This window comes from Rossellomorea sp. NRS-1567 (assembly GCF_050467885.1).
In the GTDB taxonomy this organism is placed as follows: domain Bacteria; phylum Bacillota; class Bacilli; order Bacillales; family Bacillaceae_B; genus Rossellomorea; species Rossellomorea aquimaris_C.
The window spans coordinates 102,501-113,015 of record NZ_JBITPL010000006.1 but is presented as its reverse complement, the minus strand read 5'-3'; the positions used below and the strand labels follow the sequence as shown (position 1 = coordinate 113,015).

General features: G+C 42.3%; 8 protein-coding genes, 9 tRNA genes and 1 rRNA gene. 17 read left to right on the top strand and 1 reads right to left on the bottom strand.

What is annotated here, in order from left to right; all coding sequences use genetic code 11:
- Positions 1–83: 83 nt before the first annotated feature.
- The 11 genes from rrf (at position 84) to rocF (ending at position 2,628) form a co-directional block, all read left to right on the top strand.
- A 5S ribosomal RNA gene (gene rrf / locus ACIFOD_RS04550) occupies positions 84–200 on the top strand.
- Between the two features lie 8 nt (positions 201–208).
- Positions 209–283, top strand: a tRNA-Asn gene (locus ACIFOD_RS04545).
- Positions 284–285: 2 nt separating this feature from the next.
- A tRNA-Thr gene (locus ACIFOD_RS04540) sits at positions 286–358 on the top strand.
- Positions 359–378: 20 nt separating this feature from the next.
- Positions 379–453 (top strand) — tRNA-Glu (locus tag ACIFOD_RS04535).
- Between the two features lie 24 nt (positions 454–477).
- Positions 478–553: transfer RNA gene (locus ACIFOD_RS04530), tRNA-Val, on the top strand.
- 60 nt (positions 554–613) lie between these two features.
- Positions 614–689: transfer RNA gene (locus ACIFOD_RS04525), tRNA-Thr, on the top strand.
- 12 nt (positions 690–701) lie between these two features.
- A tRNA-Tyr gene (locus ACIFOD_RS04520) sits at positions 702–785 on the top strand.
- A gap of 66 nt (positions 786–851) precedes the next feature.
- Positions 852–926: transfer RNA gene (locus ACIFOD_RS04515), tRNA-Gln, on the top strand.
- A 4-nt stretch (positions 927–930) separates the two neighbouring features.
- Positions 931–1,003: transfer RNA gene (locus tag ACIFOD_RS04510), tRNA-Lys, on the top strand.
- 60 nt (positions 1,004–1,063) lie between these two features.
- Positions 1,064–1,139: transfer RNA gene (locus tag ACIFOD_RS04505), tRNA-Ala, on the top strand.
- Between the two features lie 586 nt (positions 1,140–1,725).
- Entirely contained in the window at positions 1,726–2,628 is a 903-nt protein-coding gene (gene rocF, locus ACIFOD_RS04500; protein WP_113970156.1) for an arginase, read from the top strand.
- A 61-nt stretch (positions 2,629–2,689) separates the two neighbouring features.
- Here rocF and ACIFOD_RS04495 read toward each other — a convergent pair whose 3' ends face one another.
- Complete coding sequence (locus tag ACIFOD_RS04495) at positions 2,690–2,851, bottom strand: aspartyl-phosphate phosphatase Spo0E family protein (RefSeq protein WP_098351124.1); 162 nt, start codon at positions 2,849–2,851, stop codon at positions 2,690–2,692.
- 167 nt (positions 2,852–3,018) lie between these two features.
- On the opposite strand from ACIFOD_RS04495, the gene sigW reads away from it, so the two are divergent.
- The 6 genes from sigW (at position 3,019) to glmS (ending at position 10,259) form a co-directional block, all read left to right on the top strand.
- Positions 3,019–3,582 carry an RNA polymerase sigma factor SigW gene (gene sigW / locus ACIFOD_RS04490; protein WP_113970158.1) on the top strand — a complete coding sequence of 188 codons (564 nt, stop codon included), beginning with the start codon at positions 3,019–3,021 and terminating at the stop codon, positions 3,580–3,582.
- A gap of 15 nt (positions 3,583–3,597) precedes the next feature.
- Complete coding sequence (locus ACIFOD_RS04485; protein WP_430313600.1) at positions 3,598–4,230, top strand: anti-sigma factor family protein; 633 nt, start codon at positions 3,598–3,600, stop codon at positions 4,228–4,230.
- A gap of 235 nt (positions 4,231–4,465) precedes the next feature.
- The gene (cdaA, locus tag ACIFOD_RS04480) at positions 4,466–5,302 is read left to right on the top strand and encodes a diadenylate cyclase CdaA (protein ID WP_113970160.1); all 837 of its coding nucleotides are present in this window, start codon (positions 4,466–4,468) and stop codon (positions 5,300–5,302) included.
- Positions 5,295–6,536, top strand: a complete 1,242-nt coding sequence (locus tag ACIFOD_RS04475) for a YbbR-like domain-containing protein (RefSeq protein WP_397554432.1) — start codon at positions 5,295–5,297, stop codon at positions 6,534–6,536. The genes cdaA and ACIFOD_RS04475 overlap by 8 nt, the downstream gene beginning before the upstream one ends.
- A gap of 25 nt (positions 6,537–6,561) precedes the next feature.
- Complete coding sequence (gene glmM / locus ACIFOD_RS04470) at positions 6,562–7,911, top strand: phosphoglucosamine mutase (RefSeq protein ID WP_430313599.1); 1,350 nt, start codon at positions 6,562–6,564, stop codon at positions 7,909–7,911.
- A gap of 545 nt (positions 7,912–8,456) precedes the next feature.
- Positions 8,457–10,259, top strand: a complete 1,803-nt coding sequence (gene glmS / locus ACIFOD_RS04465; protein ID WP_430313598.1) for a glutamine--fructose-6-phosphate transaminase (isomerizing) — start codon at positions 8,457–8,459, stop codon at positions 10,257–10,259.
- Positions 10,260–10,515: the final 256 nt, after the last annotated feature.

Below are 10,515 nucleotides of genomic sequence, written 5' to 3'. Positions count from 1 at the left end.
GTTTTCAGGGAATAAATTTTAATTTACCCCTTGAAAAATTTGAAAAATATTATATAATAATATTTGTCATTGTAAGCAATATGTCTGGTGATAATGGCGAAGAGGTCACACCCGTTCCCATGCCGAACACGGAAGTTAAGCTCTTCAGCGCCGATGGTAGTTGGGGGATCTCCCCCTGTGAGAGTAGGACGTCGCCAGGCTATATCATTCCGCAGTAGCTCAGTGGTAGAGCTATCGGCTGTTAACCGATCGGTCGCAAGTTCGAATCTTGCCTGCGGAGCCATTGCTTCCATAGCTCAGCAGGTAGAGTGCTTCCATGGTAAGGAAGAGGTCACCGGTTCGAGCCCGGTTGGAAGCTTTTATATTTTTATTCAGAATGGCCCATTGGTCAAGCGGTTAAGACACCGCCCTTTCACGGCGGTAACACGGGTTCGAATCCCGTATGGGTCACCAAAGTTTTTTGCGGAAGTACATAATGGAGGATTAGCTCAGCTGGGAGAGCATCTGCCTTACAAGCAGAGGGTCGGCGGTTCGATCCCGTCATCCTCCACCAAGTTTTTTGCGAATGCAAAATAAACCTCATTATTTGAAAAAATGTTTGATAATCATATACGCCGGTGTAGCTCAACTGGTAGAGCAACTGACTTGTAATCAGTAGGTTGGGGGTTCAAGTCCTCTTGCCGGCACCATTTTTTTTAGCTGGAGGGGTAGCGAAGTGGCTAAACGCGGCGGACTGTAAATCCGCTCCTTCGGGTTCGGCAGTTCGAATCTGCCCCCCTCCACCACTGTATATTTAAGTGTAAAATGGACATCCTATAAATGTCCCTTTTTTATGCCATTAAAGTAATTATTGGGCTATAGCCAAGCGGTAAGGCATCGCACTTTGACTGCGACATGCGTTGGTTCGAATCCAGCTAGCCCAGCCATTACGAGCCATTAGCTCAGTTGGTAGAGCATCTGACTTTTAATCAGAGGGTCGAAGGTTCGAATCCTTCATGGCTCATCACACATTTTCTCACATGCTACCTAAGGTGTGAGAATTTCTCTATAATCTATAACATATGGGGCCTTAGCTCAGCTGGGAGAGCGCCTGCTTTGCACGCAGGAGGTCAGCGGTTCGATCCCGCTAGGCTCCACCAGATTTTTTTGCAAAAGCAAAATAAATGTCCTTTATGTTTGCGAAAGCAAAAAATCTATCCGCTTACGAAGCGTTAGCGGAGTGAAATAACCATACATACGACATGATTAAACCTTGAATCTTTTAGGAGATTTGAGGTTTTTTTGTTTGTGGTAGACAATTAGGTACAAAAATCATTCTATCCTCAGGAAAATCATTTCAAATTTCAACCTTTTTACTCAAAACTAAACAAAAACAGCCAGAACCCCTTTTAAAAAGCCGAATATCTGTCCTTAAAACCATATTAGCAAAAGGATATTTTCAAATTTCCTATATTTGTTTTCAAATTTAAGATTTTATTTTCAATTTTGGACTATTTATTTTCAAATTCCAGATTTTATTTTCAAATCGCTTTTTACCAAGGACCGTCACCACAATCGATTCCACACTAGCACCTTCGTCCAAAACCCGCCTACATAATCTTACACCAAAACACAGAAAACCCCTCTACACACGCATATATATACACAATCCTGTCCAGTTGAACCATGGGTCATAGTATGGATAGAATAGAGGTGTAAATAAATTTCGAATTGGGGGAATTTTTCATGAAGAAAAATATTTCTATTATTGGTGTACCGATGGATTTAGGTCAAATGCGTAGAGGCGTGGATATGGGGCCGAGCGCAATCCGTTATGCCGGGATTGTTGAGCGTCTTGAAAACCTTGGATATGACATTAAAGACTTGGGTGATATTGAGATTGGCCAGGCTGAGCGAGTACATAATAATCCTGATACGAATTTGCGTAATTTGAAAGCGGTTGCTGAAGCTAGCGAGACGTTGGCTGGTAAGGTGAACGATGTAATCGGGAGTGGAGATTTCCCATTAATCTTTGGCGGAGACCATAGTATTGCGATCGGAACATTGGCTGGTGTGTCTCCTCACTATGAAAACTTAGGTGTGATTTGGTATGACGCACACGGTGATTTGAATACAGGGGATACGTCTCCGTCAGGTAACATTCATGGAATGCCTCTTGCGGTAAGCCTGGGCATCGGCCATGAAGAGTTGACGGGTATCGGGCAGAGCTCACCAAAGATCAAGCCTGAGAATATCGTCATTATTGGAGCTCGTTCTTTAGATGAAGGAGAAAGAGAGTTAATTAAAGAAAAAGGCATTAAAGTATATACGATGCATGAAATCGATCGTCTTGGTATGACGAAGGTAATGGAAGAGTCCATTGACTACTTGAAGGACAGAACGGATGGAGTCCATTTATCACTTGATTTAGATGGATTGGATCCAAGCGATGCTCCTGGGGTAGGAACTCCTGTTCTTGGTGGAATAAGCTACCGTGAGAGTCACTTAGCGATGGAGATGCTGGAAGAGTCAGGATTGATTACATCTGCAGAATTTGTTGAGGTAAATCCTATCCTCGATGAGAAGAATAAAACCGCTACTGTTGCTGTAGCGTTGATGGGATCACTATTTGGAGAGAAATTACTATAATCTAAAGCAAAAAAATAAGGCTGAGAACCCTTCAAGGTTCTCAGCCTTCATCTATTTCCCTTCAATGGTGCTTGACCACTTGGTATTGATTTAATAGATCGTCAAGACGAGTACTCAAATCGACTACTTGCTCGTCGGCAAAGGATGACTTTAATGCTAGTTCGACCATTTGGCGACGGCAGTCTTCAATTTGAAATAATAAATCATTCATTCTTCCCCTCATTTCGAGATCCTCCCACAATAGAAATAATTAGTTCCTTTATACCCTTTTTCTAATAATTGTAAACATTTTTCCCGGAAAATTTGTTAGGATAGTAATATAAAAAATTTGAAACCTTTTGATAGGAAGTTACGTATATAAATATAGCCGCATAGAGCGGAGGTTGTGAAATGGAAGCGTTAGTGAAAAAGCGGATTAAGCAAGTATTGAAAGGTGATCAGAACGCCTTTGCCGAATTAGTCGAGCTTTATAAGGATAAAGTGTTCCAAATCTGCTACCGGATGCTTGGAAATCGTCATGAAGCAGAGGATATTGCCCAAGAGGCTTTTATCAGGGCATATGTCAATATTGAAACCTTTAACCAGAAGAGAAAGTTCTCGACCTGGCTATTCAGGATAGCGACGAATCTTTGTATCGACAGGATCCGTAAGAAGAAACCGGATTATTTCTTAGATGCAGAGGTAGCGGGAACTGAGGGCTTGACGATGTACTCACAAGTGGCTGCGGATGTTCAGCTGCCTGAAGAAGAAGTAGAGAATATGGAGCTTCAGGAAACCATTCAAAAGGAAATTTCCAAGTTGCCTGAGAAGTATCGATCGGTCATTGTCTTAAAATATATCGAGGAGCTTCCTCTTCAAGAAATCAGCGAGATATTGGATCTACCCCTGGGAACGGTTAAAACAAGAGTACATAGGGGGCGTGAAGCTCTCCGTAAACAATTAAGATCACTGTAGAGAGGGTGAGTGAATATGAAACCTTGTCCTGAAGAAATCATCGAGTATATGCACGATTATTTAGATGGAGATTTAAATAGAGAAAAAGAAGAAATGCTGAAGCATCATTTACAGGAATGCAGTGGGTGTCAGCATCACTTTCATGAGCTGAAAAAAGCTATTGCGTTTGTACAGAGCACTTCTCATATTAGTGCTTCTGCAGACTTTACGGATAAACTTATGTCAAGATTGCCGAAAGAGAAGAAGAAAGTGGGCGTTAAGAGGTGGTTCCGCCACCATCCGCTACTCACGGCTGCGGCCCTATTCCTTTTCTTTATGACCGGCAGCTTCTTAACTTCATGGAATGACGATCAGGATTTTTCATTTACGAAGAATGCGAAGTTAGTGGTTCAGGATCATACGGTTGTGGTGCCTGAGGGGGAAGTCGTGAATGGAGATCTGACGGTCCGGAATGGTGATGTGAAAATTGAAGGAAAAGTAACGGGGAATGTCACGGTCATTAACGGAAAGCAGTATTTGGCTTCAGCGGGAAGCGTGACTGGAGAAATCCATGAAATCGATGCGGCCTTTGAGTGGCTTTGGTACCAGATCAAAAAAGGGGCTAAAGACACGGTGGATTGGGGAAATTCGCAACTTGAAGAAAAGTAGGATAAAATAGAGGGGATGGAAGTAAGGTCCGTCCCTAAAAAGGACTGACATGTATGAATCCATGTCGGTTTTTTTATGTAAAAACGTGAGTTCATGAATAGAAGAGAAAGAATCATGAAGCCGTGGGTGTCTTTCATTTGACAGTGATAAAATATGCTATAATAGGAACGTTACGAAAATGGAGAAGCCACACATGGCGGCTTACGCTTTCGATTAAGCTATTGGAGGATGTAATATGCCGTTTATCGATATTTTTTCGGATTACTCCGCGCTGGATTATGTCTCGGATATAGTAGATATACTCGTAGTATGGTTTGTAATCTATAAACTGATCATGCTGATAAAAGGAACGAAAGCAGTACAATTATTAAAAGGTATTTTTGTCATTATCATTGTAAGAGGTCTTAGTAGTATCTTTGGATTGGATACACTGGGGTGGATGATGGAGCAAGCCCTCACATGGGGGTTCCTGGCGATTATCATCATCTTCCAGCCTGAACTCCGCAGAGCCCTTGAACAATTGGGAAGGGGCCGTTTATTCTCAAGGACGGGACTGCAGGAAGAAGAAGAGCAGGAGCAGATGATCGAAGCAATGACGAAAGCCGTAAGCTATATGGCAAAACGTCGAATTGGTGCCCTCCTTACTCTCGAACGGGAAACAGGGATGAGTGATTATATTGAAACAGGTATACCACTCGATGCCAAGATTACGTCCCAGTTGCTCATTAATATCTTTATTCCCAATACACCTCTTCATGATGGAGCTGTTATCCTTCAAAAAAATCAAATTGCTGCAGCGGCTTGTTATCTTCCCTTATCGGAAAGCCCGTTCATTTCGAAAGAATTGGGAACAAGACACCGGGCAGCACTTGGCGTCAGTGAGGTAACAGATAGTATTACGATTGTTGTATCAGAAGAAACGGGAGCTATCTCCATTACGAAAAATGGAGAGTTACATCGCGACCTCTCTTTGGAGCGCTTCACAGAAATTCTTATGGTAGAGCTCATTGGCGATAAGACAAATGCTTCCTCGACGAAATGGAGTTTTAGGGGGAAGAAAGAAAATGGATAAATTCATGGAAAGTCGTTGGTTCATGCGAATTGTGGGGCTGATGTTAGCATTCATTCTCTATCTGTCCGTCAACTTTGATGATATTCAGAAGACGGCTAACAACAATAACGGCAACTCTCAAGATGCGATTGAAACGATCCAAGACGTCCCGCTTGAAGTTTTCTATGATCGTGAGAATTTAGAAGTGAGCGGCTTGCCTGATACGGTGAATGTGACTGTAGAAGGATCTAAAGCGATTGTGCAACAAGCCAAACAAGTGAAGGATTTCAGGGTCTATGTAGACTTAAATGATATCGGTATCGGTGAGCATCAGGTGAAAATAAAGATAGATAATATTTCTGAAAAACTCGATGTGAAACTCGATCCGGATACTGTCAATATATCGGTTCAAGAAAAGGTAACCGAAGAATTTACGATTGAACCTCAATTCAATGAGAGTATTTTATCCAATGGATATGAAGCAGAAGGACTGGCTGTTGATCCGAAAACGGTGAAAGTGACGGGCTCTAAGGATGAAGTGGAACGGATTGCCTATGTCATAGCCACCCTTGATCTTGATGAGGAAATCAATGAGAATGTGACAAGGGAAGCCAGGGTGCAAGTCTTAGACCGTGAGTATAATAAATTAGATGTTCAAATTGATCCGGAAGTGGTCGATGTGACCGTTTCGGTTGTAAACAAAAGTAAGAGTGTTCCCGTGACGATTAAGCAAAAAGGCAGTCTTCCAGAAGGGACGACGCTGGAGTCGATTTCAATTGATCCTAAAGAGGCAACCATTTTCGGCAGACAGGATGTACTGGACACAGTAGAAGAGTTGCTTGCAGAAATAGACCTTTCTAAGATTACGAAGGATTCAACCATTACGGTACCACTCGCCCTGCAAGATGGCTTAAATAAAGTGGCTCCTGAAGAAGTTAAGGTGAAGGTTGATGTCAACACAACCGAGGAAAAGAGCCTGTCAGGTCTTGAAATCACCCCACAAGGATTAGCCGAAGAATATGAATATACCATCATGTCACCTGAAGAAGGTGTCGTCGATGTAGCGATGATAGGTCAGAATGCACAGGTGAGTAAAGTGACGAAGGAAGACTTCTCACTTGCTCTTGATCTTTCAGGGCTCGAGCCCGGTGAACATGAGGTGGAAATAGAGGCAGAAGGACCGGAAGATATTGAATGGACCCTGTCTCAGCAAACAGTGAAAGTAGAAATTAAAGAAAAGAACACATCAGCATAAGAGCTGTAAAAAGGAGAGAATGACAATGGGTAAGTATTTTGGAACTGATGGAGTAAGAGGTGTAGCGAACACAGAATTAACACCGGAATTAGCATTTAAGCTTGGACGTTTTGGTGGTTATGTTCTAACAAAGGATGCTACGCGCCCCAAAATATTGATTGGAAGAGATACTCGAATTTCCGGACATATGCTGGAAGGAGCTCTTGTAGCCGGACTTCTATCAATTGGTGCTGAAGTGATGCGCTTAGGTGTCATTTCAACTCCAGGGGTAGCTTATTTAACAAAAGCGTTAGGTGCTCAAGCTGGTGTCATGATTTCAGCTTCTCATAATCCTGTAGGGGATAACGGAATTAAATTCTTCGGACCGGATGGTTTCAAGTTATCGGATGACCAGGAAAATGAAATTGAAGATCTATTAGATCAAACAGTTGATCAGCTTCCTCGTCCAATCGGTGCTGACTTAGGACAAGTAAGTGACTATTTCGAAGGCGGACAAAAATATCTGCAGTATTTAAAACAGTCAGTAGACGAAGATTTCGATGGTTTACATATTGCGTTAGATTGTGCACATGGTGCAACATCCGCTCTTGCTACTCATCTGTTTGCTGATTTGGACGCTGACATCTCGACGATGGGAGCATCACCAAACGGGTTGAATATCAATGAGGGTGTAGGATCTACCCACCCTGAAACACTTGCTGAGATGGTGAAAGAAAAAGGTGCAGACCTAGGTCTTGCCTTTGATGGTGATGGTGACCGTATTATAGCAATCGATGAGCATGGACAAATCGTGGATGGTGACCAGATCATGTACATCTGCGGTAAATACTTGAAGTCACAAGGTCAGTTAAAACAGTCTACAGTCGTATCTACAGTCATGAGTAACCTTGGCTTCCATAAAGGGCTTGAAGAGAATGGGATCCAAAGCATTCAAACTGCGGTTGGAGATCGTTATGTAGTGGAAGAAATGAAGAAACACGGCTATACTCTTGGCGGTGAGCAATCAGGCCACATCATCTTTCTGGAATACAATACAACAGGAGACGGTCTGTTAACGGGTATCCAACTTGTGAACATTATGAAAATGACCGGTAAATCATTATCTGAACTAGCGGGAGAAATGCAAAAGTTCCCACAAAAACTTGTGAATGTACGAGTGACAGACAAGCACCATGTAACGGATAATGAAACAGTTAAAAAAGTGATTCAAAAGGTTGAAGAAGAAATGAACGGAAATGGACGTATCCTTGTTCGTCCATCTGGAACTGAACCATTAGTACGTGTCATGGCAGAAGCTCCTACTGAAGAACTTTGTGATCGATATGTAAATGAAATCGTACAAGTTGTTGATGAAGAAATGGGTCTGAACGAATAGTGGAATTTATATGCATAAGGGGTCAATACGTGCCCCTTATGCATATTTAATAAGTAGAGTACAATTGAATATCATCGAACTACCGTTCTGAAAACGACAGTTGTCTCCCAAGGGTTTATCACTGCTCTGTTTCGGGAACATGACAATAGGATAACAACTTCTTGTTCTTGTAAGATTTATATTGACTAGGGGAAACCTGCTAGTGTATGATGATTTTGTTTTCGTTTTTCAAATTATATGGAAATGAGTTAAGAAGGAAAGGTGGATAGTAAGCAATCATCCTTATAAAGCGCCAGGGCTAAACGATGGATACGACAAGGATCGTTTAGTTGACGAGGTGGAGGTTTATCGAGCATTCGGCGGATGCCTCCCGGTTCGTATGTGTCACCGAACCGAAAGTTTCTTCCTTAAATCGTTGAGGCAACTTAATGGACAAAGGGAAGAAAAAAGTGGCTAAACATACTAATGACAAACAGAGATAAGGGGGCAAGTTGTCCCCAAAAGAGTTCTTGCCCCCTTGCATGTTCAGGGAGGATATATTAATTATGTGTGGAATTGTTGGATATATTGGAAGTTCAGATACTAAGGAAATTCTTTTAAAAGGTCTTGAAAAGCTTGAGTACCGCGGTTATGACTCTGCAGGTATTGCCGTTCAAAATGATGAAGGCATCCATGTGTTTAAAGAGAAGGGTCGTATCGCCGACCTTCGCGGTATCGTTGATGAGAGTGTATCAAGCAACACAGGAATCGGTCACACTCGCTGGGCTACGCACGGTGTACCAAGCAAGGTGAATGCTCACCCTCATCAAAGCAATTCAGGCCGTTTTACAATCGTTCATAACGGAGTAATCGAAAATTACTCTCAGCTTAAGCGTGAATATTTAACGGATGTAACGTTAAAGAGTGACACGGATACGGAAGTCATCGTTCAGCTAATTGAAAAGATTGTAGAAGAAGGCAACACGGTAGAGGAAGCTTTCCGTCAAACGCTCATGCTTCTTAAAGGGTCTTATGCCATTGCTCTTTTAGACGCTGAAAATGATGAGACAATCTTTGTAGCGAAAAATAAAAGTCCACTGCTTGTAGGTCTTGGAGAAGACTTTAACGTTGTAGCAAGTGATGCTATGGCGATGATTCAAGTAACAGACCAATACGTTGAACTTATGGATAAAGAAATGGTTATCGTAACGAAAGAAAAGGTTGAAATTCAAAATCTGATCGGTGAAGTAATGGAACGTGCTCCTTACACCGCTGAAATCGATGCGAGTGATATCGAAAAAGGAACATACCCTCACTATATGCTTAAAGAAATCGATGAGCAGCCACTAGTGATGCGTAAAATCATTCAAGCTTACCAAAACGAGAGCAATGAGCTTCACATCGATGAGCCGATCGTCGGCGCGATGAAGGAAGCGGATCGTGTCTACATCATTGCATGTGGAACGAGCTACCACGCTGGTCTTGTTGGAAAGCAATTCATCGAGAAGAGTGCAGGAATTCCTGTAGAAGTTCATGTAGCAAGCGAATTCAGCTACAATATGCCTTTGCTTTCTAAGAAACCATTATTTATCTTTATTTCTCAAAGTGGTGAAACGGCAGATAGTCGTGCCGTACTGGTTCAAGTCAAAGAACTTGGTCATAAATCATTAACGATCACAAACGTAGCGGGTTCTACGCTGTCCCGAGAAGCGGATTACACATTGCTTCTTCATGCCGGACCTGAAATCGCCGTTGCTTCAACTAAAGCGTACACAGCTCAGCTGGCAGTACTTGCGATCCTTGCACACGTTGCCGGGCAGGCATGTGGAAACAACCAGGACTTTGACCTTGTTCAAGAGCTTGGTATTGTTGCCACTGCGATGGAAGCACTTTGCGATACGAAAGAAGAGTTCGAAGATATCGCACGCGAATATCTGTCAACGACCCGCAACTGTTTCTTCATCGGTCGTTCACTGGACTTCTATGTAGGTCTGGAAGGCGCTTTGAAGCTGAAAGAAATCTCTTACATCCAGGCAGAAGGATTTGCCGGAGGAGAGCTTAAACACGGTACGATCGCTCTGATCGAAGAAGGAACACCGATCGTTGCACTTGCAACTCAAGAAGAAGTAAACTTAGGCATCAGAGGAAATGTGAAAGAGGTAGTCGCTCGTGGAGCAAACCCTTGTATCATTTCCATGAAAGGCTTAGAAGACGAAGAAGATCGCTTCGTCATCCCGGAGGTTAACCCATTGTTAACACCTCTTATCTCTGTCATCCCATTACAATTAATTTCTTACTATGCTGCTCTGCACCGCGATTGTGATGTAGATAAGCCGCGTAACCTGGCGAAGTCCGTTACGGTTGAGTAAGGGTTAAATAGATGGAAACCGGTTGGTCCCTTGGGCCAACCGGTTTTTTTATGCTATTAGGTGTAATATCTTATAATCTCCTGTATGTGGAATGAATATATTCACCTTTACTTTCAGAGAATCATTTGAAAGGTCATAGATAGTCAAATAAATTATAATGAATAAATTGGAAAACAGCTTTATTCTTTATAAAGAACGTGATAATGTTTATTAAAGAACAAAATTTATTGTAAAGTGAATATAAGGGGGAAAAATG